At 70.3% G+C, this 24,291-nt stretch carries 20 protein-coding genes; 9 read left to right on the top strand and 11 right to left on the bottom strand.

Annotated elements, in window-relative coordinates; all coding sequences use genetic code 11:
* Window positions 1-4 precede the first annotated feature (4 nt).
* The 4 genes from ccmB to BM041_RS04885 all read left to right on the top strand — a co-directional run bounded on the left by ccmB (window position 5) and on the right by BM041_RS04885 (window position 5,117).
* Window positions 5-652, top strand: coding sequence for a heme exporter protein CcmB (gene ccmB, locus BM041_RS04870; protein ID WP_092957500.1), 648 nt, complete (start codon window positions 5-7; stop codon window positions 650-652).
* 163 nt (window positions 653-815) lie between these two features.
* Window positions 816-2,564: an HlyD family efflux transporter periplasmic adaptor subunit gene (locus BM041_RS04875; protein WP_139225955.1), complete on the top strand. Its 1,749-nt coding sequence runs from the start codon at window positions 816-818 to the stop codon at window positions 2,562-2,564.
* A complete protein-coding gene (locus BM041_RS04880; protein WP_217648612.1) occupies window positions 2,561-4,558 on the top strand; it encodes a glycosyltransferase family 2 protein in 1,998 nt (665 codons plus the stop codon). The genes BM041_RS04875 and BM041_RS04880 overlap by 4 nt, the downstream gene beginning before the upstream one ends.
* A gap of 172 nt (window positions 4,559-4,730) precedes the next feature.
* Window positions 4,731-5,117, top strand: coding sequence for a hypothetical protein (locus BM041_RS04885; RefSeq protein WP_092956236.1), 387 nt, complete (start codon window positions 4,731-4,733; stop codon window positions 5,115-5,117).
* Here BM041_RS04885 and BM041_RS04890 read toward each other — a convergent pair.
* From BM041_RS04890 to trxB, 3 genes are all read right to left on the bottom strand, one after another.
* Window positions 5,101-5,964 carry an isocitrate lyase/PEP mutase family protein gene (locus BM041_RS04890; RefSeq protein ID WP_092956239.1) on the bottom strand — a complete coding sequence of 288 codons (864 nt, stop codon included), beginning with the start codon at window positions 5,962-5,964 and terminating at the stop codon, window positions 5,101-5,103. The genes BM041_RS04885 and BM041_RS04890 overlap by 17 nt on opposite strands.
* A gap of 372 nt (window positions 5,965-6,336) precedes the next feature.
* Window positions 6,337-7,245 (bottom strand): LysR family transcriptional regulator, encoded by a 909-nt coding sequence (locus BM041_RS04895; protein WP_175533742.1) that lies wholly within the window; start codon window positions 7,243-7,245, stop codon window positions 6,337-6,339.
* Window positions 7,246-7,427: 182 nt separating this feature from the next.
* The gene (gene trxB / locus BM041_RS04900) at window positions 7,428-8,408 is read right to left on the bottom strand and encodes a thioredoxin-disulfide reductase (RefSeq protein ID WP_245761927.1); all 981 of its coding nucleotides are present in this window, start codon (window positions 8,406-8,408) and stop codon (window positions 7,428-7,430) included.
* 153 nt (window positions 8,409-8,561) lie between these two features.
* On the opposite strand from trxB, the gene BM041_RS04905 reads away from it, so the two are divergent.
* A complete protein-coding gene (locus BM041_RS04905; RefSeq protein WP_092956244.1) occupies window positions 8,562-9,056 on the top strand; it encodes an Lrp/AsnC family transcriptional regulator in 495 nt (164 codons plus the stop codon).
* Complete coding sequence (locus tag BM041_RS04910) at window positions 9,053-10,366, top strand: hypothetical protein (RefSeq protein WP_092956247.1); 1,314 nt, start codon at window positions 9,053-9,055, stop codon at window positions 10,364-10,366. The genes BM041_RS04905 and BM041_RS04910 overlap by 4 nt, the downstream gene beginning before the upstream one ends.
* Here BM041_RS04910 and BM041_RS04915 read toward each other — a convergent pair.
* The 7 genes from BM041_RS04915 to carA form a co-directional block, all read right to left on the bottom strand.
* Window positions 10,353-10,832, bottom strand: a complete 480-nt coding sequence (locus BM041_RS04915) for a GFA family protein (protein WP_092956250.1) — start codon at window positions 10,830-10,832, stop codon at window positions 10,353-10,355. The genes BM041_RS04910 and BM041_RS04915 overlap by 14 nt on opposite strands.
* Before the next feature lie 4 nt (window positions 10,833-10,836).
* Complete coding sequence (locus BM041_RS04920) at window positions 10,837-12,087, bottom strand: threonine ammonia-lyase (protein WP_245761928.1); 1,251 nt, start codon at window positions 12,085-12,087, stop codon at window positions 10,837-10,839.
* Window positions 12,088-12,097: 10 nt separating this feature from the next.
* On the bottom strand, window positions 12,098-12,571 hold the full coding sequence (gene greA / locus BM041_RS04925) for a transcription elongation factor GreA (RefSeq protein WP_092956253.1): 474 nt from the start codon (window positions 12,569-12,571) through the stop codon (window positions 12,098-12,100).
* Between the two features lie 203 nt (window positions 12,572-12,774).
* Window positions 12,775-16,020 (bottom strand): carbamoyl-phosphate synthase large subunit, encoded by a 3,246-nt coding sequence (gene carB, locus BM041_RS04930; protein WP_092956256.1) that lies wholly within the window; start codon window positions 16,018-16,020, stop codon window positions 12,775-12,777.
* 1 nt (window position 16,021) lies between these two features.
* Complete coding sequence (locus BM041_RS04935) at window positions 16,022-16,288, bottom strand: hypothetical protein (RefSeq protein ID WP_139225956.1); 267 nt, start codon at window positions 16,286-16,288, stop codon at window positions 16,022-16,024.
* Entirely contained in the window at window positions 16,285-16,917 is a 633-nt protein-coding gene (locus BM041_RS04940) for a LysE family translocator (RefSeq protein WP_092956262.1), read from the bottom strand. Before BM041_RS04940 ends, BM041_RS04935 begins: the two co-directional genes overlap by 4 nt.
* 8 nt (window positions 16,918-16,925) lie before the next feature.
* Window positions 16,926-18,314 carry a glutamine-hydrolyzing carbamoyl-phosphate synthase small subunit gene (gene carA / locus BM041_RS04945; RefSeq protein WP_092956265.1) on the bottom strand — a complete coding sequence of 463 codons (1,389 nt, stop codon included), beginning with the start codon at window positions 18,312-18,314 and terminating at the stop codon, window positions 16,926-16,928.
* A 111-nt stretch (window positions 18,315-18,425) separates the two neighbouring features.
* Here carA and BM041_RS04950 point away from each other — a divergent pair, with 111 nt between their 5' ends.
* Window positions 18,426-18,890: a GatB/YqeY domain-containing protein gene (locus tag BM041_RS04950; protein ID WP_092956268.1), complete on the top strand. Its 465-nt coding sequence runs from the start codon at window positions 18,426-18,428 to the stop codon at window positions 18,888-18,890.
* A gap of 54 nt (window positions 18,891-18,944) precedes the next feature.
* On the opposite strand, the gene BM041_RS04955 is transcribed toward BM041_RS04950, so the two are convergent.
* Window positions 18,945-20,330, bottom strand: coding sequence for a pentapeptide repeat-containing protein (locus tag BM041_RS04955; RefSeq protein WP_092956271.1), 1,386 nt, complete (start codon window positions 20,328-20,330; stop codon window positions 18,945-18,947).
* 85 nt (window positions 20,331-20,415) lie between these two features.
* Here BM041_RS04955 and dnaG point away from each other — a divergent pair, with 85 nt between their 5' ends.
* A complete protein-coding gene (dnaG, locus tag BM041_RS04960) occupies window positions 20,416-22,290 on the top strand; it encodes a DNA primase (RefSeq protein ID WP_092956274.1) in 1,875 nt (624 codons plus the stop codon).
* A 78-nt stretch (window positions 22,291-22,368) separates the two neighbouring features.
* Window positions 22,369-24,291: an RNA polymerase sigma factor RpoD gene (gene rpoD, locus BM041_RS04965; RefSeq protein ID WP_092956277.1), complete on the top strand. Its 1,923-nt coding sequence runs from the start codon at window positions 22,369-22,371 to the stop codon at window positions 24,289-24,291.

A 24,291-nucleotide genomic window follows, 5' to 3' on the forward strand; every position in this document is an offset into this window, starting at 1 on the left:
CTTCATGGCCGTGCTGGGGCGGGAGGTGCGCCTGGCGCTGCGCCACCCCGGGGATGCGCTGGCGGCGGTGCTGTTCTTCGTCCTGGTCTGCGCGCTCTTCCCCTTCGGCATCGGGCCGGAGCCGCAGATCCTGGCCCGCATCGCGCCCGGCGCCCTGCTGGCGGCGGCGCTGCTCGCCGCGCTGCTGCCGCTTGACCGGCTGTTCGGGGCGGAGGCGGAGGACGGGTCGCTCGACCAACTGCTGCTGTCCGGCCTGCCGCCGGCGCTGCTGGCCGCGGCCAAGGCGGCGGGGCATTGGGTGGTGACGGGCCTGCCCCTGCTGGCGGCGACGCCGGTGGCGGCCGCCATGCTGAACCTGCCGGTGGAGGCCTGGGGCACGGCCATGGTGGCGCTGGGGCTGGCCACCGCCATCCTGTCCCTCTTCGGCGTGGCCGGCGCGGCGCTGACGCTCGGCGCCCGGCGGGGGGGCGTGCTGCTGCCCCTTCTCGTCCTGCCGCTGTCCATCCCCGCCGTCATCTTCGGCGCCGCCGCCATCGAGGCCGCCGCCGCCGACATGGCCGCACGCCCCTACCTGCTGCTGCTGGGCGCCCTGCTGGCCCTGGCGGCCCCCCTGGCGCCGATCGCGGCGGGCGCTGCGTTGCGAGGCGAGTAGATCGCCGGGTCTCTGCAACCGCAGATCGCTTGTTTTGACGCGGATGTGAATTTAGTACGAAGGGGTGCGCCAATTCGCTAGGCGCTGTCTCAAAATTTATGCCGCGTTCGGGGGCCGCCGTGATGGCACGGGGTCCTGGCGCGCCGAGGGGGCCAAACCCCGCATGCGGATGTGGGGCTACCCGCGCAAAGCCGCGCGGCCGGCAGGCACGGACGTCACGTCGGCCGCGGGTGATGCCGCGCCGGGGCGTGATCCGACACGTCCTGGCTCCGCCGCCGCCGCCGCACGCTTTCCCTGGGAGACCGCCGCGCCGGCTGGCGACCGGCCCGGGCCCGGCCGCCGGCATGAACCGGTCGCGCCCCGGCCGAGTCCCGCTGCGCCGCAGCCCATCTTCCTGGATGAGGCCGCCACCCCCGGCTTCGGCGATGCGCCGCCCCGCCCGGATGCCGGGTCGCCGGACACCGCCCTGCACGGACCGGCCGCCGCCCCGCCCGCGCCGGAACCGCCCGCCCCCCATCCCCGCCCCTGGCGCGATGCCGCGGAGGCGCTGCTGCATCGGCTCGATCCGCCGAGCCTGGCCGAATTGCGGGCCCATTGGCCGGCCTGGACGCTGCGCGCCGTCACCTATTCCGGCGCCATCATGCTGGCGGGCAGCCTGCTGCTGGCCACCCTGCCGCCGATCCTGTCCGACACCTCCACCCGCGCCGTAGTCAACGCGCCCATCGCCCTGGTCACGGCGCCGATCGATGGCGAACTCGACCGCCTGCTGGCCCAGCCGGGGGAAGCCGTGGGGCCCGGCCAGGTGCTGGCGCATCTGCGCAACGAACGGCTCGACCGCTCCACCCTGATCGGCCTGCAGAACCAGACCGCCGGCACGCGCGTCGCGCTGTCGGGGCTGGAGCAGCGGCTGGCCATCGCGGAATCCTGGGTGGTGACGCTGGAAGCCGCCCTGTCCACCCACCGCGCCCATGCCCTCCGCATGGCGCAGGAGGGGGAGCGCGAGGCCCGCGCCAAGGTCGCCGCCGCCGCCGCCGCCGCCGCGGAGCAGGCGGCGCTGGCCAACCGCCAGCGCATCCTGTTCGAGCGGGGCGTGGTCACGGAAACCGTCTTCCGCATCGCCCAGATGCGGGAGCGTGGCGCGCGGGAGGAACTGATCGCCGCCGAGGCCACGCTGGCGCGCCGCGTCGCCGAGCATATCGCGGTGGAGACCGGCAGCTATGTCGGGGACGGCCAGGGCGCGCTGGGCGCGCTGGTGGAAAGGCGGCGGGACACCATCCTCGAGATCAACCGCATGAAGGTGGAACGCCAGCAGCTCGCCAGCAGCCTGGCCAGCCTGGAAGCGCAGACGCGGGTGGAGGAGGAGCGCTTCAACCAGCAGCGCGCCGCGCAGGCCGTCTCCTCCAATGGCGGCCACATCCTCCGGGCCTTCGCCAGCCCTGGCCAGCGCCTGGCGGCGGGCGACACCATCGCGGGCACCGTCGAATGCGGCCGCGCCTTCGTCGTCGCCATCTTCTCCGTCCGCCAGGCGCATCGGCTCGGCCTCGGCACCCGTGTGCGGATCGAGGCCGATGGCTGGCAGGAGACGCGCCACGGCGTCGTGGTGCAGGTGCTGCCGCGCACCACGGACCGCGTGGATACCGGCTACGCGGTTCCCTTCCCGCCGATGGAGCGGCGGGAGATGTACGTCCTGGTCGAATTCGACGACCGGTCGCCGCGGCGCTGGTCGCGCGGCTATGAAAGCCGGCTTGCGCCCACCGTTCCCTGCGACATCGGCCGCTGGGTCAGCGTGGAGGTGGATGGCAGCTTCTTCAGCGACGCCACCTCCACCGCCTGGCGCTGGACGCGCGGCCTGGTGGCGATGATCTTCGGCCGCGCGGAAGCATCGCCGGCGCAGGACGCCTCAACCCGTTGATCGGCGGCGCGCCCTGGGACCTGCAGGCCGCGCTGTCCTGGGGTGCCGGCTTTGCCCTGGCGGCGCTGCTGCTGGCGCTGCTGCTGAACCGCGCCCGGCCCTTCGACCGCCTGCTGTTCACGGGCTGCGCCATGCTGCCCATCCTGATCTATCTGCATTGGCGCATCACCCAGACGCTGCCCGCCTTCGACATCGCATTCGAACCGCTCTGGGCGCGGTTCTTCCTGGTCTTCGAGACCATCTCCATCGCCTATACGCTGGGCGCCGCGCTGATCATGACGCGCTGCTCCGCCGAGCGTGTCCGCGCCCAGGCCAATGCGGCGGAGGCGCTGCTGGAAGCGCGCGGCGACTGGCCGGCCGTCGACATCTTCATCTGCACCTACAATGAGAAGCTGGAGGTGCTGGAGAAGGCGATCGTCTCCGCCCTGGCCCTCGACTACCCGCGCGACCGCTTCACCGTCTGGGTGCTGGACGATACCCGCCGCGCCTGGCTGCGCGAATACTGCGAGGAAGTGGGCGCCAGCTACCTGACGCGGCCCGACAACAAGGGCGCCAAGGCCGGCAACCTCAACAGCGGCTACCGGCAGACGGCGGCGACCACGAAGGCGCCGCTGATCCTGGTGCTGGACGCGGATTTCGCGCCGCAGCGGCAGATGCTGAAGCGGATGGTGGGGCTGTTCCTCGATCCCAAGGTCGGCGTGGTGCAGACGCCGCAATTCTACTTCAACCCGGATCCCATCCAGCACAACCTCGGCATCGCCGGGTCCTGGGTGGATGACCAGCGCGTCTTCTTCGACCTGTTCCAGCCGGCCAAGGATGCCTGGGGCTGCGCCTTCTGCGTCGGCACCGGCTTCATCGTGCGGCGCGACCTGCTCGACCGCATGGGCGGCTTTCCCGAAGGCGCGGTCAGCGAGGACATCTACCTCACCTATTCGCTGCTCCGCCGGGGTTTCGAGACCCGCTGGCTGAACGAACGCCTGTCGATCGGCCTGTCGGCGGAGGACATGGCGGAATACTGCACCCAGCGCGCGCGATGGTGCCTCGGCACCATCCAGGTGGCGCTGCTGCGGGACGGGCCCTTCGTCGGGCGCGGCTACACGCTGGGCCAGCGGCTGCACTACCTGCACGGCCTGCTGCACTGGCTGTCCAAGCCCTTCCTGCTGCTGCTGCTGATCGGCCCGGCCATCTACTGGGTCTTCGGCGTGCCGGCCTTCCAGGCGGACCATGTGGACTTCGTCACCTACGGGGTGCCGGCGCTCGCCTGCTTCTGGGTCCACAGCGCCTGGATCTCCGGCGGCCGTTCGCTGCCCCTGTTCACGGAGGTCTCCCACGCGGTCGCCGCGCTGCCGGTGACGATGTCGCTGGTGGCCGCCGCGCTCCGTCCCTTCGGGCGGCCCTTCAAGGTCACGGCCAAGGGCAGGTCCCGCACGGCGATGACCTTCAACCGTGGCTTCGCGCTGGGCTTCGGCGCCATCCTGGCCGCCAACCTCGCCGGCATCGCCTGGTCCCTGATCGGGCCCGACAACCCGGTGGAGGTGGCGGCGGAGGATGTGATGAACATCGTCTGGGCTTCCATCGCCATCGTGCTGGCGCTTGTGTGCCTCCTCGTCTGCTGCGAATTGCCGCGGCCGCGGGGGGAGGAGCGCTTCGACGTCTTCTGGCGCCTGCCGGGCCTGGTGGTCGAGGATTGTTCCGTGAGCGGCGCGCGGCTGCGCTATGGCGACCCTGCCGCGGCCCCCGCCGCCGGCGCCGTCGTGGACCTCGTGCTGCCCGAAGCCGGGCCGGTGCGCGGGGTGGTGGTGCGGCAGGGCGCGCCCGGCGTGGTCGGCATCACCTGGCAGGTCGATCCGGTGGCGCGCCTGCGCATCATCGCGCTGCTCTTCTCCCGCGCGCCCGACAACATCGCCCGCGCCGGGCGCCTGGGCGTGGCGCTGCGGGGGCTGTGGGCGCGCGTGCGCAACCCCGATGGCCGCCAAAGGCCGAAGGCCGGCTGAGGGAACCCGGCCGAAGGCCGGCTGGGGGAACCCGGCCGAAGGCCGGCTGGGGGAACCCGGCCGAAGGCCGGCTGGGGGAACCCGCGGCGGGCCGCCGCGTCTTGCCCCGCAACACCGCGTGAGGCGCGCCATGGCGTTCAAGGGGAAGCCGCCGGGGTCCGGATCGGGGGAGATGTCGCACCGCACGGCGGCGCTGCGCCCCGCCATCGCACTCGACCCCGCCGCCGCGACGCGGGCGCGGTCGCTCCGCCGCCAGGGCATGGCGCCCGAGGCCATCGCCGCCCGCTTCGGCGTGAAGCTGGAGGAGGTGGAGAAGGCGCTGGTGCAGATGCGATCGCCCCGGCCGGAGACGACGCGCGGCACGCTGAACGTGACGCTGGACGCGCATCGCCTGGTCATGGCGGAACGCCGCGGCGACGAACCGCTGTGGCGGACCATGGACCGGATGCTCGACGAATTGCTCCGGCTGCGCGCCGCCGCCGCCCGCCGCGGCCATGCGCGGCGGCGCCAGGGCGTGGCCCCGGCGCTGCCGCTGCTCGACCCTATGCCGGAACGATGAAGGGCTTCGCGGCCTCGTCATAGGTGCCGTAGCCCAGCGTCGCGTTGTGCACGGCCGGCGGCAGGGCCAGGTCGCTCGCGGCCTTGCCGGCCTTGAGGGCGGCCAGGCCCGACTGGATGCCGGCGATGGCGGGGGACAGCATCGCGGTCGGGTAGGTGCCGATCTTCAGGCCGAGCTGCTCCGCCAGGTTGCGGTCCGGGATGATCCGCGTGCCGCCGGGCGAGAGCACGGCGAAATGCGGCCGGCCCTTCGATGCCTCCACCGCACGACGGATCTCGGTCTCATCCGCCGGGCTGTCGAGGAAGAGGATGTCGGCGCCTTCCTCCACATACATCTCGATCCGCGCCACGGCTTCGTCGATGCCGCGCGTCGGGCGGCAATCCGTGCGGGCGCAGATCAGGATGCCGCTTTCCTTCGCGGCCTGGACGGCGGCGCGGATCTTCATGCGCGCTTCCTCCCGCGGGATGCAGGGCTTGCCGGCGGCGGTCAGGGCGCGGGGCGTCACCTTGTCCTCGATCAGCACGGCGGCGGCGCCGGCGCGGCCATAGGCGCTGACGGTGCGCTGCACGTTCATGGCGTTGCCGTAGCCATGGTCGCCATCGGCCAGGATCAGCGTCTTCGGCGCCGCGTTGCGGACCATGGTGAAGCTGTCGAACATCTCCCCGAAGGAGATGAGGTCGAGGTCCGGGCCGCCGAGCCGGCTGGCGGCGACGCAGGAACCCGAGAGGAAGGCCGTCTCGAACCCGGCTTCGGAGGCGAGGCGCGCGGAAATCCCGTCCCACACCGCGGGCATGGTGAGCAGGCCTGGCTTGGCGAGCAGGGCGCGCAGGCGATCGGGCGGCGTCATGGCGGCTTCCTCAACGATTGATTGGGGGAAGCCTATCCCCGGCACGGGCCCGGACCAAGCCGGGCGGTGGGCCAAAAAAAAGGCCGCCAACCCCTGGGGGTAGCGGCCTAGTCAAACAGGGAGGCTTCACGTCTGGGAGACGAAGGGGTTCGGGAAAGTGTCCCGAGTGACCCTGAGCCAGCGTCGCCGCCGGCACACCCGGAACATAGTGCTGCGCTGCGGTATGGAGGATTGATGAATTGGCGGTAGCCGACATGCGCAGGACGCATGGGTAAGCGGGAGGCCTGCGCGATTGGAAAAATACCGATGAGTTATCTCAGTCCGCGGAATTTTTCTCCGCCATGGCGCCCCCGTCCCATGCGGCGGAAAGGCTCAGGCCGCGCCGTTGATCCGGGATGGGGAAGCGAGCTCCGCCACCAGGAAGTCGCGGAACACCGCGACGCGCTTGGAATGGCGCAGCTCCTCCGGATAGACGAAGTAGGCCTCGATCCGCGGTGCCTTCAGCTCCGGCAGCACATGGACCAGCCCGTCCAGCTCCTCCCCCATGTAGTCGGGCAGGGCGGCCAGGCCGAGGCCGCTGCGCACCGCGGCCAGGATGCCGGGCAGGGAGTTCATCTCCAGCACCGCACGGCGGGAGGAGCCTGGGCGGCGCCCCGCCTCGCTCAGCCAGTTCACGCTCTCCACCGGCGGGCGGTAGTCGCCATAGACGATCATGCGATGGGCATCCAGGTCCTCGGCCCGTTGCGGCATCCCGGCCGTCTTCAGGTAGTCCGGCGCGCCGCAGACCCGCCAGCCGAAGGTGCCGAGGTTCCGCTGGATCAGGTCCGGCTGCCGCGGCGGGTGCATGCGGATGGCGACATCGGCTTCCCGCATCGCGAGGTCGAGGTCCGCATCGTCCAGCAGCACCGTCAGCGTCACGTCCGGGTGCATGGCCATGAAGCGCCGCAGCCGCGGCGCCAGCCACACGCTGCCGAAGCCCGTCGTGGTCGTGACCTTGAGGCGCCCGGTCGGCCGTTCCCGGCTCTCGGTCAGCAGCGCCTCGGTCATCGCCAGCTTGGCGAAGACCTCCCGCACCGCGCGGTTCAGGGTCTCCCCCTGCTCGGTCAGGATCAGGCCCCGCGCGTGGCGATGGAACAGCGGGACCTGCAGGGCCTCCTCCAGCGCCTGGATCTGGCGCGAGACGGCGGATTGCGAGAGGTTCAGCGTCTCGCCGGCATGGGTGAAGGACCCGGCCTCGGCGACGGCGTGGAAGACCCGCAGCTTGTCCCAGTCCAGCGGCATGCCCGCGCGTTCTCCCAAGCTCTCGATTCGGTGGGCAGGCTGCCATGCAATGATGGCGCTTGAGTAGGCTCAGCCTGACTTCCGCGACAGGTTTTTTCCATCCAGCCGTCAGATCGGGCGAAAGCGGGCCTCAATCCCCGGCGGCCAGGGCCGCCCTTCAATCCCCGGCGGCCAGGGCCGCCTCAATCCCAGGCGGCGAGGGCAGGCGCATCGGCCGGCACATGGGCCAGGAACTTCTCCGCCTCCAGCGCCGCCATGCAGCCCGTGCCGGCCGCGGTGACGGCCTGGCGGTAGATGCGGTCCTGCACATCCCCGGCCGCGAAGATGCCGGCGATGCTGGTCTGCGTGGTCCCGGGCTTCGTGACGATGTAGCCATCCTGGTCCATGCCGAGCTGGCCCTTGAACAGCGCGGTCGCGGGGTCATGCCCGATCGCGACGAAGACGCCGTGCACCGCCAACTCCGACGTCGCCCCGGTCTTCAGGTTCCGCAGCGCCAATCCGCGCGCGACGGGCACGCGGCCGGACGGATCGGCCAGCACGCTCTCCACCGCCGTGTCCCAGACGCAGGTGATGTTCGCCTTGGCGAAGAGACGCTGCTGCAGGATCTTCTCGCTGCGCAGCGAGTCGCGGCGGTGGATCAGCGTCACGTGCCGGGCGAGGTTGGAGAGGTAGAGCGCCTCCTCCGTCGCCGAATTGCCGCCGCCCACCACGGCCACATCCTTGCCGCGGTAGAAGAAGCCGTCGCAGGTGGCGCAGGCGGAGACGCCGAAGCCCGACAGCTCCTTCTCCCCGGGGATGCCGAGCCAGCGGGCCTGCGCGCCGGTCGCGATCACCAGCGCCTCCGCCACATAGGTCACGCCGCTGTCGCCGATGCAGCGGAAGGGGCGGCGGGAGAGGTCGACGGAGACGATCACGTCCTGCTCGATCCGGGCGCCGACATGCAGCGCCTGCGCCTGCATCTGCTCCATCAGCCATGGCCCCTGGATGGGGCCGGCAAACCCAGGAAAATTCTCGACATCCGTCGTGATGGTCAGCTGCCCGCCCGGCTGCATCCCGGCGACCACCAGCGGCTCCAGCCCGGCGCGGGCGGCATAGATCGCGGCGGTGTAGCCGGCGGGGCCTGCGCCGAGGATCAGCAGGCGGGTCTTGATGGTCTGGGACACGGGCAGGGAATCCGTTGCGGTCGGGGGTCTCGGGGCAGGGATATCGGCGCCCGCGACCGAATGCTCAACCTCCCCCTCATCAGCCATCTTGCCGACACGGTTTCCCGCAAGGATATTGCGCCGACAGCCCGAAACAGGACATTCCGCCCCACCATGCCGGACTCCGCTGCCCAGGACATCGACCAGGTCGACCGCCACATCCTGGCGGAACTGCAAGGCGATGGCCGGATGACCAATGTGGAACTGGCGCGGCGCGTCGGCCTTTCCGCCCCCCCCTGCCTTCGCCGCGTGCGGCGGCTGGAGGAACAGGGCGTGATCCGCGGCTACCACGCGGACCTCGACCCGCATGTGCTGGGGTGGGAGATCACCTTCTTCGCCCTGGTGGGGCTGGAGACGCAGAAGCAGGCCGTGCTCCAGGCCTTCGAGGCGATGGTCTGCGAATGGCCGGAGGTGCGCGAATGCCACATGATCCGCGGCGGCGGCGACTTCATGCTGCGACTCGTGGCCCGCGACACGGCGCATGAGAACCAGCTGACCTCCCGCCTGACCGGCGCGCCCAATGTGCTGCGGGTGCAGACCCTGCAGACCATCCACACGGCCAAGGACGTGACCGGCGTGCCGATCGACCGGGAAGGCGCCGCCGGGTGACCTGGCTGCGCCGCGCGTCTGTCGCGCTCGCGCTGCTGCTGCCCGGGTTCGCGGCGGCGGAGGTCAGCCCCGCCGACTGCCCGCCAGGCCTGCCCGCCGGCACCACCTGCCTGCGCGGCCGGGACGCCAATGGCGCCTGGCTGCTGCTGGCCCGCCCCGCCAACTGGCATGGCGGGCTTGTCACCCACATCTTCGGCGGCCCCCGCATGGCGCCGCCCGCCCGCGACACGACGGATGAGGACCTGATCCGCTACCAGGAATTCCTGGCGGAGGGCTGGGCCTGGGCCTCCACCAGCCGCCGTCGGGAGGGTTTCGGCCTGCGCCGCGCGGGGGAGGACACGCTGGCCGCCACCCGCGCGGCGGAAGCCGCCTTCGGCCGTCCGCGCCTGTCCGTGCTGCATGGCCAGTCCTGGGGCGGGGCCGTGGCGGCCCGCGCGATCGAGACGCTGAACGAGCCTGACGCGGAAGGCCGCCGCCCCTGGCAGGCGGCGCTGCTCACCTCCGCCGTGCTGGCCGGGCCGACACGGGCCTATGACATGCGGGTGGACCTCCGCGCCGCCTTCCAGGCGGTCTGCGGCACCCATCCCGCGCCGGAGGAGCCGCAATACCCCGTGACGCTCGGCCTGGCGCGGGGCCAGGTGATGGAGCGCGAGGCGCTGATGGCCCGCTACCTCGCCTGCACCGGCGCCGACCTGGCGCCGGAGGCGCGGACGCCGGCGCAGCGCCAGGCGCTGGGCGACCTGGTGGCGGCCAGCCGCATCACCGAATGGGCCATCCCGGGGCATCTGGCCTGGGCCACCACGGTCTTCGCCGATATCGCCTGGCGGATGATGGAGGGGCGCAGCGCCTTCGGGAATGCGGGGGTGCGCTACAGCGGCACCAGCGACGACGCGGCCTTCAACGCCCGCGTGCCGCGCATCACGCCCGACCCCGATGCGCGGGCGAAGCTGGCGCGGGATGGCGACCCCACCGGGGCCATCGCCATCCCCGTGCTGACCCTGCATGGCATCGCGGACAGCACCGTCTTCGTGGAACATGCGGCGGCCTACCGCGCCACGCTGGAGGCCGCGGGCACCGCGCATCTGCTGGCGCAGGTCTTCGTTGATGACGGGGAGCACAACAAGCTCTCCGCCGCGCTCTACCCGGCCGCCCTGGCGGCGCTGGCCGATTGGGCGGAGACCCGCCGCCGCCCAACGCCGGGCGAGGTGCGGGGCCGCTGCGAGGCGCTGCGCAGCCGCTATGCCGGCGAATGCCGGGTACTGTCCGGCTACACGCCGCCGAGCTGGGAGTCGCGGGTCAACCCCCGTTGAGGGAGGCCGCGTCGAGCACCGCCTGCCGCCGGGCCAGGCTCTCCGCCGGCCAGTACTGATCCCGGTCGTAGTATTCGGGCACCGCCGGCACGCCTTCCGGCAGCACCACCCAGGGCTGCTTCGAATCGGTGAAAATGTGGATGTCCGGCGGGCAGGCGTCCGGGTCTTCCAGCGTGCCGACCCGCAGGAAGGCGAAGCGCTGCCCGGCGCCGGGATAGTGGCTCCACAGCGCCACGCGGCAGGTCGGGCAGCGCATCACCTTCTGGCCGCGACCGCTGTTCGATGGCGTATCGACCAGCTCCGGCGCATCGGCGGTCAGGACGATGCGGTCGGTCTCGATCATCGCGTTGATGGCGAAGGCCGACCCCGTCTCCCGCTGGCACCAGCGGCAATGGCAGCAATTCACGAAAAGCGGCTTCGACGTGATCTCGTAGCGGATGCGGCTGCAGGTGCAGTGCCCGCGCATCGCGTCAGCCCCGCCGCACGACGTAGGAGGCGGCCTGCAGCGCCGCGATGATGGCGTTGCCCTGCGCGCCGTCGCGCACCTCCACCATCAGGTAGAGCTCCGTGGACTGCACCGTCGGCGCGCCGAAGAGCTGCTGGTGGTTCACCTCGATGACGTTGCCGCCAAGGGCCGAGATGCGCGCCGCGATATCCGCCAGCATGCCTGGCCGGTCCGGGATGTCGAAATGCAGGCGCAGGATGCGGCCATCCCGCAGCAGCTGCCGCAGCAGGACGTTGGACAGCGCCCGCGCATCGATGTTGCCGCCGCAGACGGGAATGCCGACGGCCTTGCCCGCGAAACGCTCGGGATAGGCCAGCACGGCGGCGAGGCCCGCGGCGCCGGCACCTTCCGCCACCAGCTTGGCACCTTCCGCCAGCATGGCGATGGCCTGTTCGACGGCGCGTTCCGGCACCACCAGCATTTCGGTGCCCAGGCGCTTCAGCATGGCATAGGGCACTTCGCCGACATCACGCACGGCGATGCCTTCCGCGACGGTCGGCCCGCCCACCGCCACGGGCTGGCCCGCCAGGCGCTGCGCCATGGCGGGATAGCCCTCGACCTCCACGCCGAAGACCCGGATGCCGGGCTTCAGTTCCAGCGCGGCGGTGGCGCAGCCCGCCAGCAGGCCACCACCGCCGACCGGGATGGCCAGGGTGTCCAGCTGGGGAAAATCCTCCAGCATCTCCAGCGCCGCGGTGCCCTGGCCGGCGATCACGCCGGGATCGTCATAGGGGTGGACGAAGGTCAGGCCATCGCGCAGCGCCAGTTCATGCGCATGGGCCGCGGCTTCCGCCAGCGTCTCCCCATGCAGGACCACCTTGGCGCCCCAGCCTTCCGTCCGCGTCACCTTCGTGGCCGGCGTGAAGCGCGGCATGACGATGGTGGCGTTGATGCCGGCGAGCGAGGCATGGCGCGCCACGGCCTGGGCATGGTTGCCGGCGGACATGGCGATGACACCCGCCGCCCTCTCCCGCGCCGTCAGCAGCGCGATGCGGTTGGCCGCGCCCCGTTCCTTGAAGGCGCCCGTGGCCTGGAGATTGTCGAGCTTCAGGTGGATGGTCGCGCCGGTGGCGCGCGACAGCGCGTCGCAGCGGATCGTTGGCGTGCGGATGACCGCGCCGGCGATCCGCGCCGCCGCCGCCCGCACATCCGCCAGGGTGATGGAGGGGGAGGGAGCGGCTTCCATCACCGGGGCGAGCGCGCGGACGGGCGACATGCGAAGACCCTCAGACGAAGCGGACGCTCGCGATCTCATACACCCGGGCGCCGCCGGGGGCCGGGACTTCCACGCTGTCACCGACCTTCTTGCCGATCAGCGCCTTGGCGAGCGGCGAGGAGATGGAGATGGTGCCCTTCTTCATGTCGGCCTCATGCTGGCCGACGATCCGGTAGGTCTTCTCCCCGTCCGTCTCCTCATCCACCACCGTCACATGCGCGCCGAAACGCACCTGGTTGCCGGTGAGCTTCGAGGTATCGATGACTTCCGCGGAGGGAATCACGGATTCCAGTTCGGCGATGCGGCCTTCGATGAAGGACTGCTTCTCGCGCGCCGCGTGGTACTCCGCATTCTCCGACAGGTCGCCATGCGCCCGCGCTTCCGCGATGGCGCGGATGACGGCGGGGCGCTCTTCGGCCTTGAGCTGACGGAGTTCCTCCTCCAGCCGGGCGAGACCTTCGGCGGTCATGGGGAACTTCTGCACGTCGCGTCTATCCTCCAGGCAAACGAAAGCGGTGACAGACCAGCGGACCCCACCCGGCCCGGCACCGATCCCGCCGGCGGCGCCGCGCCCGGGGAAGGGGGCCGGCACCATGCAAGCATGTTCTGATCGGGGCTGGAACAGGCAAGGCGGGGCGGGGGCTGTCACCCCCGCCCCGCCCGGTCAGCATGAACGGGCGAACCCGTTCAGAATGAACGCGCAAAATAGGACTGGAGGGGCGCCACATCAAGGGTTCCGCCCTTCAGCGCCGCGATGGCATGCACCGCGGCCCGGGCACCGGCCAGGGTGGTGTAGTGCGGGATGCCATGCGTCAGCGCGCTGCGGCGGATGTCGAAGCTGTCCGTCACGGATTGCCCGCCACTCGCGGTGTTGATCACCAGCTGGATGGCGTCCGACTTCATGGCGTCCACGCAATGCGGCCGGCCCTCGGCCACCTTGTTGACGACGGAACATTCGATGCCGACTTCCCGCAGCCGGGCCGCGGTGCCGCGCGTCGCCATCACCTTGAAGCCCATCTCCACCAGGCGCCGCGCCATGGTCACGGCGCCGGCCTTGTCGCTGTCCTTCACGGACAGGAAGGCGGTGCCGGATTCCGGCAGCTTCACGCCCGCGCCGAGCTGGGACTTCAGGAAGGCGCGTTCGAAGGACAGGTCGAGGCCCATCACCTCCCCGGTCGACTTCATCTCCGGCCCGAGGATCACATCGACATTCGGGAAGCGGTTGAAGGGGAAGACCGCTTCCTTCACCGCGACATGGCGCGACACCGCCGTGTCATCCAGCCCGAAGGCCTTGAGCCGCGCGCCCGCCATGACCAGCGCGCCGATCTTGGCCACCGCCACGCCGGTCGCCTTCGCCACGAAGGGCACGGTGCGGCTGGCGCGGGGGTTCACTTCCAGGACGAAGATCTCCCCGTCCTTCACGGCGTACTGGACATTCATCAGGCCCTTGACCTTGAGGGCCTTGGCCATCGCCTCCGTCTCCGCCTTCAGCTCCGTCACGATGGCGGGCGGCAGGGAATAGGGGGGCAGGGAGCAGGCGCTGTCGCCGGAATGGATGCCGGCTTCCTCGATATGCTCCATCACGCCGGCGACATAGACATCGCCCGTTTCGTCGCAGATGCAGTCCACATCCACTTCGATGGCATCGGCCAGGTACTGGTCGATCAGGATCGGGTTCTCGCCGGAGACCTTCACGGCTTCCGCGCCGAAGCGGCGGAGCTGTTCCTTGTTGTAGGCGATCTCCATCGCCCGGCCGCCGAGCACGTAGGAAGGCCGCACGACCACGGGGTAGCCGATGCGCTCCGCCTCGACGAGGGCTTCGTCGAGATCGCGCGCGATCCCGTTCTGCGGCTGCTTCAGGCCAAGCTGCTTGAGCAACAGCTGGAAGCGTTCGCGATCCTCCGCGATGTCGATCGCCTCGGCGGAGGTGCCCAGGATGGGAATGCCCGCCTTGTGCAGCGCCTGGGACAGCTTGAGCGGCGTCTGCCCGCCATACTGCACGATGCAGCCCAGCAGTTCCCCGCTCTCCTGTTCCTTGCGGATGATGGCGATGACGTCCTCGCCCGTCAGCGGCTCGAAATACAGGCGGTCGCTGGTGTCGTAGTCGGTCGAGACCGTCTCCGGGTTGCAGTTCACCATGATGGTCTCGTAGCCGGCATCGCGCAGGGCGTAGCAGGCATGGACGCAGCAATAGTCGAACTCGATGCCCTGGCCGATCCGGTTCGGCCCGCCGCCAAGGATGATGACCTTCTGGCGCGTCGTCGGCCGGCTTTCGCATTCCGGCGTGCCGAAGCCGCCTTCATAGGTCGAGTACATGTAGGGCGTGTCGGAGGCGAATTCGGCGGCGCAGGTATCGATGCGCTTGAACACGGCATGGACGCCGAGCTTGTCGCGCGCCGCGAAGACCGCGGCTTCCGTCATGCCCGCCAGCTTCGCCAGCCGCTTGTCGCTGAAGCCCAGCGCCTTCAGCGCGCGGAACGCATGTGCCGTCTTCGGCAAACCCTCGGCCTTCACCTTGGCCTCGGCATCCACAATTCGGGAAATCTCGCGGATGAACCAGGGATCGAAGCGGCAGGCCTCGTGGATCTCCTCCACGCTCATCCCCGACCGCAGCGCCTGCGCCACGACCAGCGCGCGATCGGGCTTCGGCGTGGCCAGCGAGGTGCGGATGGCGGCATGCGATCCATCGCCCGGCAGCTCGATCTCATCGAGGCCGGAGAGACCCGTCTCCAGCCCCCGCAGGCCCTTCTGCAGGGCCTCGGCGAAGGACCGGCCGATGGCCATCGTCTCGCCCACCGACTTCATGGAGGTCGTCAAGGTCGCCGGCGTGCCGGGGAACTTTTCGAAGGTGAAGCGGGGAATCTTCACCACGACATAGTCGATGGTGGGCTCGAAGGAAGCGGGCGTGACCTTGGTGATGTCGTTCGACAACTCGTCCAGCGTGTAGCCGACCGCCAGCTTCGCGGCGACCTTGGCGATGGGGAAGCCCGTGGCCTTCGACGCCAAGGCGGAGGAGCGGGAGACGCGCGGGTTCATCTCGATGACCACCATGCGGCCATCAACGGGGTTGATGCCGAACTGGACGTTCGAGCCACCGGTATCGACGCCGATCTCCCGCAGGCAGGCGATGCTGGCATCGCGCATCCGCTGGTATTCCTTGTCCGTCAGCGTCAGCGCCGGCGCGATCGTCACGCTGTCGCCGGTATGGACGCCCATCGGATCGAGGTTCTCGATGGAGCAGATGATGATGCAGTTGTCCGCGCTGTCGCGGACCACCTCCATCTCATACTCCTTCCAGCCCAGCACGCTTTCCTCGACCAGCACCTCGGTGGTCATGGAGGCATCGAGGCCGGAGGCGACGATCTGCTCGAACTCCTCCCGGTTATAGGCGATGCCGCCGCCGGTGCCGCCGAGGGTGAAGGAGGGGCGGATGACGCAGGGCAGGCCCACGAGTTCGAGCCCCGCGCGCGCTTCCTCCATGGAATGGGCGATGGCGGAGCGGGGGCTCTCGATGCCGATCTTGCTCATGGCATCGCGGAACTTGAGGCGATCCTCCGCCTTGTCGATCACCTCGGCCTTGGCGCCGATCAGCTCGCAATTGTACTTCTTCAGCGCGCCGGAGGCATCGAGCTTGAGGGCGGTGTTCAGCGCGGTCTGCCCGCCCATGGTCGGCAGCAGCGCGTCCGGCCGTTCCTTGGCGATGATCTTCTCGACGATCTCGGGCGTGATCGGCTCGATATAGGTCGCATCCGCGAGCCCCGGATCGGTCATGATGGTCGCGGGATTGCTGTTGACCAGGATGACGCGATAGCCCTCCGCCCGCAGCGCCTTGCAGGCCTGCGCGCCGGAATAGTCGAACTCACAGGCCTGGCCGATGACGATCGGGCCCGCGCCGATGATGAGGATGGACTTGATGTCGGTGCGCTTCGGCATGTCAGGCTCCGGTCGATTTTGCTTGGCGCCGCGCGCTCATCAGCAGCAGCGGCAGGATCAGGGCGTGGGGCACGGCCCAGAAGAAGAAGGCGAGGGTGGCGGCATCGCCCATCATCAGCGTCGTCGCGCCATGCACGGTGACGGAGAGCGCGAAGGCGGAGACGGCGGCGCGCACCGGCGGGAACAGCCGGCGGAGCGAGGAGGCGACGGTGAACAGCACCAGCCCCGAATAGGCCAGCGCGAAGATGCCAAGCGCGATGTCCATCATGCCTTGCTCTCCGTCGCGAGTTTCACCGCCAGCAGCGCCAGCGCGCCGCCCAGCACCCAGCGCTGCACCGCCATCCAGAAGGGCTTGGTGGACAGGAACCGCGCCGTGCCCGCCGCACCCCAGACCAGCACCGCATCCCACAAGGTGCAGACCAGGATCTGCACCAGGCCGAGCATCGCCGCCTGCATGAACAGGCTGCCGCGATCGGGGTCGAGGAAGGGCGGCAGCACCGCCATGTAGAACAGCGCCACCTTCGGGTTCAGCGCGGCCGTCGCGAAGCCCACGATGAACAGGCGCGCCGCCGGTTCGCGCGGCATCGGCCGCGGGCTGAACAGGGGCTGCCCGCCGGGCCGCACACATTGCCAGGCCATGAACATCAGATAGGCCGCGCCACCCAGCCGCAGCACGTCCCAGGCATAGGGCACCGCCAGCAGCGCCGCCGTGATGCCGGCCGCGGCGCAGACCATGATGGTCAGCGATCCCGCCTGGCACCCCGCCAGCGACACCATCCCCGCCCCCGTCCCCTGCGCCAGCGAACGCGAGACGAGGTAGAGCATGTTCGGCCCCGGCGTGACCGCCAGGCCGAGCGACAGCAGCGCGAAGACGAGGATGGTGTCGGCGGAGGGCATGGCCCGCCTCAGCCCGCCTTGTGCGTCTCGATCATGCCGACGAAGCGACGAAACAGATGGTGGCTATCGGTCGGGCCGGGGCTCGCCTCCGGGTGGTACTGCACGGAAAACGCCGGGTACTTCGTGCTCGCGATGCCTTCGTTCGTTCCGTCGAACAGGCTGCGATGCGTCACCGTCACGCCGTCGGGCAACGTCTTCTCATCCACCGCGAAGCCGTGGTTCTGGGACGTGATCTCCACCTTGCCCGTGACCAGGTCCTTCACCGGCTGGTTCGCGCCGCGATGGCCGCGGTCCAGCTTGTAGGTCGTGGCGCCGAGCGACAGGGCCAGCAGCTGGTGGCCGAGGCAGATGCCGAAGACCGGCACGCCCTTCGCCAGCACGCCCTGGATCGCCGGCACGGCATAGGAGCCCGTCGCCGCGGGGTCGCCGGGGCCGTTGGACAGGAACACGCCATCGGGGTTGTGGCCGAGGATCTCCTCCGCCGTCGCCGTCGCGGGCACCACCGTGACGGCGCAGCCCGCCGCCGCCAGGCAGCGCAGGATGTTGCGCTTGGCGCCGTAATCCACGGCCACCACCTTGTGCTTCGGCGCCGTCTGGGTGGCGTAGCCCTGGCCCCAGGCCCATTCGGCCTCGTCCCAGCCATAGGTCTGGCGGGTGGACACCTGCTTCGCCAGGTCCATCCCCTCCAGCCCCGGCCAGGCCTTGGCCTGCGCCACCAGCACGGGAATATCGAAGACGCCATCGGCCGGGTGGGCCAGCACCCCATTCGGCGCGCCGCCATCGCGGATGCGGGCGGTCAGCGCGCGGGTGTCGATGCCCGCGATCCCGGGGATGCCGTGCGACTTCAGCCAGTCATCCAGGTGCCTGGTGGCGCGGTAGTTGGACGCCTCCGTCAATTCCTGCTTCACGATCAGGCCGCGCGCGGCCGGCGTCACGGCCTCGATATCCTCGGCATTGGCGCCGACATTGCCGATATGGGGGAAGGTGAAGCAGATGGTCTGCCCGGCATAGGAGGGATCGGTCAGCACCTCCTGGTACCCGGTCATGGAGGTGTTGAAGCAGATCTCCGCCACGGTCGTCGCATGGGCGCCGAAGCCGCGGCCCCAGAAGACGGACCCGTCGGCCAGCACCAGCGCCGCAGTGGCGCCCTCGGGGGTCGTGGTCGTCTGGGTCACCGGGGCGGTCTCCATGCGGGGTTTGCGGGCGGCGGTTGCATCGGTGGGTTGCGGCAGGTCGGCCAGGGACAATCCCGTGGCGCCCAGGATGGCGGACCAATGCTTGGCCGGGATGGCGCGGGCCTGGCGCCACTTGCGCACGGCCTCCGTCCCGATGCCGAGGCGCTGGGCCGCCGCTTCCGCGCCGCCCAGCAGGGTGATGACGTCATCGACCGTGCGCATGGGCCGTCCTATGTGGGAAAAAACTTCCGCCCGCAACCTGAGTCTGCCTCTGGGAAGATTTTTCCCAATCGCTCCCCCATGCTACAGCCATCCGATCAAGGAGGATTTCCCATGGCCGACGATCTCCGCAGCCGTTTCACCGAGGCTCTCAAGGCCGCCATGATCGGCAAGGATGCGCCGAAGACCTCTGCCATCCGCATGATCACGGCCAAGCTCAAGGACATCGACATCGCCGCCCGCCCATCGGGCGTGGACAAGGTGCCGGACGACCAGATCGTCGCCATGCTGCGCGGCATGGTGAAGTCCCGGGCGGAGAGCGCCACCATGTATCGCCAGGGCGGCCGCCCGGAACTGGCGGAGAAGGAGGAGTTCGAGATCGCGACGATCGAATCCTTCCTCCCGTCGCAGATGGACGCCGCCGCCATGGAGGCGGCCGTCGCCGATGCCGTTGCGGAATCCGGCGCGACCTCGGTGAAGGAGATGGGCAAGGTCATGGCAGTGCTGCGCGCGAAGCACGGCGCGGTGCTGGACATGGCCAAGGCCGGGCCGCTGGTGAAGGCCAAGCTGGGGGGCTAGCCCTCCCGCCCCGGCAGCACCAGGCCCTCGGCGCCCACCAGCACGCTGGTGGGGCTAGCCCTCCCGCCCCGGCAGCACCAGGCCCTCGGCGCCCACCAGCACGGCGCCGCGCAGGTCGGCGCGGCGCAAATCCGCCATGGTCAGCGTGGCGTCGGTCAGGTCGGCGCCCGCCAGCCCCGCTTCCCGCAGATCGGCCTGCGTCAGGTCGGCATCGGCCAGGCGGGCCTCGGCCAGTTCCGCTCCCACCAGCTTCGCCCGCACCAGCCGGGCGCTGGTCAGGTTGGTGGGCCAGGTCTGGCCGTGCTTCAGCGCCATCGGGCCGGCTGCGGCCCGCGTCAGGTCGGCCTCGTTCAGCGATGCCCTGACCAGGCTCGCGCCGCGCAGGTTGACCCGCGCCATCTTCGCCCCGCGGAGGTCGGCGGTGTTCAGATCCGCCATGGCCAGCACCGTGCCGGTCAGGTCGCAGCCGCGCAGCACGGCATGCTTCAGCACCGCCGCCGCCAGATTCACCCCGGACAGGTCCAGCCCGGTCAGGTCGCAGGCCGAGAGGTCGGCGCGCTGCCCCGCCCGCCCATTCGTGCGGATCCAGTCCTGGTGGAGCGCCACGGCCTGGCTCACCGCATCCTCCAGATTCTCCAGCCGGCGCGTCATCGCCGCGCCATCCAGGATGGCGGAGCCCAGATCCACCTCGTCCAGCAGCGCGCCCAGCAGGTTGGCGCCGGACAGGTTGGTGGCGCGCAGCAGCACCCGGCTGAGGATCGCCCCCTCCAGCACCGCGCCTTCCAGATTCGCCTCCGACAGGTCGGCCCCTTCCAGGTTGCAGCCGCTGAGGTCGGTGCGGCTGAGATCGGCCCGCACGAAGACCGCCTCCCGCAGGTTGGAATCACGCAGGTCGGTCTGCACGATGAAGGCGTTGGAGAGCTTGGCGCGGGTCAGATTCGCATTGGCGGCCGATGCCTCCGACAATTCGCCGCGCCCGCCCATGGCGGTGGCCGGCACCAGTTCGCCGCCCTTGCTGCGCACCAGATGGCCGTCCCGCAAATCGGCGCCCGTCATGTCGGCGCGCACCAGCCGGGCGCCGAGCAGCGAGGCGCCGCGCAAATCCGCCTTGTTCAACCTCGCCCGCGTCAACTCCGCCTTGCGGAGATTGGCGCCGAACAGGCAGGCGTCGCGCAGATCCGCCTCCGCCAGCATCGCGCCCTCCAGCCTGGCGCCGGTCAGGTCCGCGCCGGCGAGCACCGCGCCGCGGAGATCGGCATGGGCGAGGTCGGCAAACTTGAAGGCAGCCCGCTTGCCGCCGCGTTCCCCACGCAGGTGGCGGGCATGAAGGGCCAGCGCGGCCGCGATCTCCGCCGGGGAAACGGGGTGGTAGTCGATCGCCAAGGCCTCTCGCCAACTGCTGCCATGGCGGGGCGGGGGTGGGGAGGGGGCATGGGTCACGCGCCCCCTGCATGGGCCAGAAGCCCTGAAGAATTCGCTACGCCCTTCCTCGTCCCCGCGCGCGGCGTGCTAAGGGGCCAGGGCCATGGCCCTGCCCCCGCAATTCCTGGACGAGCTTCGCGCCCGGACGCCGCTGGCGCCGCTGATCCAGCGCAAGACCAGGCTGACCAAGTCAGGCCGGAACTGGAAGGGCTGCTGCCCCTTCCACGGGGAGAAGACGCCAAGCTTCTACGTCTATGACGACCATTTCCACTGCTTCGGCTGCGGCGCGCATGGGGATGCCATCACCTTCGTCATGAAGGCGGAAGGCCAGGGCTTCCCGGAGGCGGTGGAACGCCTGGCGCAGGAAGCGGGGCTGGAAGTTCCGAAAGCCACCCCCGAAGCCGCGGCGCGGGAACGCGCGGCGCGGGACCTCTATGGCGTGCTGGAAGCCGCCGCCCAGGCCTTCCAGCGGCGGCTGCGCCTGCCGGAAGGGGCGGAGGGCCTGGCCTATCTCCGCCGCCGCGGGCTGACCGAGGAGACGATCGCGCGCTTCGGCCTCGGCTGGTCCGGTGGCGGCCGCGGCGCCATCGCCGCCGACCTGAAGTCGGACGGCATCACCCAGGAACAGCTGGCGGAAGCCGGGCTGATCCGCGAACGCGAAAGCGGCGAGGGTTATTCAGACCTTTACTTCAACCGGGTCATCTTCCCCATCCGGGACCGGCGCGGGCGCGTCGTGTCCTTCGGCGGGCGCATCCTGGGGGATGGCCAGCCGAAATACGTGAACGGGCCGGAAACGGCGGTCTTTTCCAAGCGCCGCAACCTGTATGGCGTGGACATGGCGCGGGAAGCCGCCTTCCGGGGCGCGGCGGTGGTGGCGGTGGAGGGCTACATGGACGTGATCGCCCTGCACCAGGCGGGCTTCGGCGGTGCGGTGGCGCCGCTCGGCACGGCCCTGACGCCGGAACAGATGGAGGAGCTGTGGCGCCTCAGCCCCGAACCCGTGCTGTGCTTCGATGGCGATGGCGCCGGCGCCCGCGCGGCGGCCCGGGCGGCGGAAGCCGCGCTGCCGCTGCTGACCACGGAGCGCAGCCTGCGGCTGGCGACCCTGCCGGCGGGGGAGGACCCGGACACCCTCGTCTCCCGCCGCGGGCAGGCCGGTTTCCAGGCGGTGCTGGATGGCGCGCGGCCGCTGTCGGAAGCGCTCTATGGCCTGCTGACGGAAGGCCGGCCGGCGGCGACCCCCGAACAGCGCGCGGGGCTGCGCAACCGGCTGGTCGAGGTGGCGAACCAGATCGCCGACAAGTCGCTGGCCGCCGAATATCGCCGCGCCCTGCTGGACCGGTTCTTCGAAAGCACCCGGGCGCAGAAGCCCGCCTTCGGCGGCGGCGGCGGCGGAGGCGGGCGCCCCGGGGTCCGCAAGGTGGCGGTGGCGCGGACGCGCCCCGCCATCACGCCGGGCCGCGCCCGCATCGCCCAGTCCCGCGCCCTGCTGGCCATCACGCTCCGCCACCCCTGGCTGCTGCCGGAGGTGGAGGAGGTCTTCGCGGGGCTCGACCTGGGGGACCCGCAGCTGGCGGATTGCCGGGCCTGCACGCTGCGGTGGTTCGCCGGCGGCCATGAACTTGACTCCATCGGCCTGATGGACCAACTCGCCCGGGACGGGTGGGGGGAGCTGGTATCGGCCTTGCTGCGGGACCCGGGCCTGCCGGAGGCAGCCAGCCCCGACGCCCAGCCGAAGGACGCGCTCGACGCCTGGTGGCACTTCTTCGGGTTGCTGCGGGGCGAGGCGGAGCTGGAGGAGGACCGGGTGGCGGCACAGCGCGACTGGGACGCGGCCAGCGATCCAGCGGTGCAGGCCAGGGCGCAGCAGCGCCTGATCCGGCTGTCGCAAACCCTGGCTGCCATACGGCGCGGCGAGTGGGCGGAAATGGATGGAGCCGAGGCCGCGGGCGACGCGGCCGCCGGCAGTAGGCATTGAGGGTCTTAACGCGCTTCCGCCTGCCACGGGCAAAACCCCGCGGCCTGTCGTTGCGCCGTTGACGGAGCGGATGAAGGCATGGCGAGCAAGGTCGCAGGTGGCGCCGAAACGGCAGAAGGCCGTGACGAGGCGGTTGAGGGCGTGCTGCTCGATACCCTGACCGCCGCGGTCAAGAAGCTGGTCGCCCGCGGCAAGGAACGCGGCTACGTCACCTATGACGAGCTGAATGCGGCGCTGCCCTCCGAACAAGTGTCCTCCGAGATGATCGAGGACACCATGGCGATGCTGAGCGAGATCGGCATCAACGTGGTGGAATCCGAGGAATCGGAGGATGGCGAGGCCGCGGTCGACAAGCCCGCCGCCAAGGCCGACGACGACGACAAGGATGAGGAAGAGAGCGGTGGCAATGTCGATGAGGCCAATCTTGGCCGCACCGACGACCCCGTCCGCATGTACCTCCGGGAAATGGGCTCGGTCGAGCTGCTGTCGCGCGAGGGCGAGATCGCCATCGCCAAGCGGATCGAGGCCGGCCGGGACATGATGATCGGCGGGCTGTGCGAAAGCCCGCTGACCTTCAAGGCCATCGTTGCCTGGCATGACGCCGTCAACAATGGCCGCATGCTGCTGCGCGACGTCATCGACCTGGAAGCCACCGCCGGCGCGAACACCCCTGAAGGCACGCCCCCGCCGGAGGAGGAGTACGAGGAGGGTGACGAGGCCGCGGAAGGCGTCGGCCTCTCCCTCTCCGCGCTGGAGGAGAAGCTGAAGCCGGAAGCGCTGAAGGCGTTCGAGGAGATCGAGGCCGCCTACAGCAAGCTCCACAAGCTCACCTCCAAGCGGATGGACGCCTACACCTCGGGCGGTGAGCAGTCGGCCCGCAGCGAGAAGACCTATGAGAAGCAGCGCCAGGAACTGGTGGCGCTGGTGGAGAAGGTGCAGCTCCACAACAACCGGATCGAGGAGCTGGTCGACCAGCTCAAGGGCCTGAACCGCCGCCAGACCATGCTGGAAGGCCAGGTGCTGCGCCTGGCGGAAGCGCAGAAGGTCAAGCGCGACGAGTTCATCGAGCAGTGGCGCGGCAGCGAGCTGGACCCGGCCTGGTTCGATCGCATCTCCAAGCTGCCAGGCAAGGGCTGGAAGGCCTTCGTCGCGCGGTCCAAGGACGACGCGGAAGCGGTGCGCGCGGAGATCGCCAAGGTCGCCGCCGATACCGGCCTGCCGGTGCCGGACTTCAAGCGCGTCTATGCCACCGTGTCGCGCGGCGAACGCGACATGACCCAGGCGAAGAAGGAGATGATCGAGGCGAACCTTCGCCTCGTCATCTCCATCGCCAAGAAATACACCAATCGCGGCCTGCAGTTCCTGGACCTGATCCAGGAAGGCAATATCGGCCTGATGAAGGCGGTCGATAAGTTCGAATACCGCCGCGGCTACAAGTTCAGCACCTATGCGACGTGGTGGATCCGGCAGGCGATCACCCGCAGCATCGCCGACCAGGCGCGGACCATCCGCATCCCGGTCCACATGATCGAGACCATCAACAAGCTGGTCCGCACGTCCCGCCAGATGCTGCACGAGATCGGCCGGGAGCCGACGCCCGAGGAGCTTGCCGAGAAGCTCGGCATGCCACTCGAGAAAGTCCGGAAGGTGCTCAAGATCGCGAAGGAGCCGATCAGCCTCGAGACGCCGATCGGCGACGAGGAGGACAGCCACCTCGGCGATTTCATCGAGGACAAGAACGCCATCATCCCGCTGGATGCCGCGATCCAGTCCAACCTGCGTGAGGCCACGACCCGCGTGCTGTCGTCGCTGACGCCGCGCGAGGAACGCGTGCTGCGGATGCGCTTCGGCATCGGCATGAACACCGACCACACGCTGGAAGAAGTGGGCCAGCAGTTCAACGTGACGCGCGAACGCATCCGCCAGATCGAGGCCAAGGCGCTCCGCAAGCTGAAGCACCCCAGCCGCAGCCGCAAGCTGCGCAGCTTCCTGGACAACTGA

Source organism: Falsiroseomonas stagni DSM 19981 (assembly GCF_900114315.1).
Classification (GTDB): domain Bacteria; phylum Pseudomonadota; class Alphaproteobacteria; order Acetobacterales; family Acetobacteraceae; genus Falsiroseomonas; species Falsiroseomonas stagni.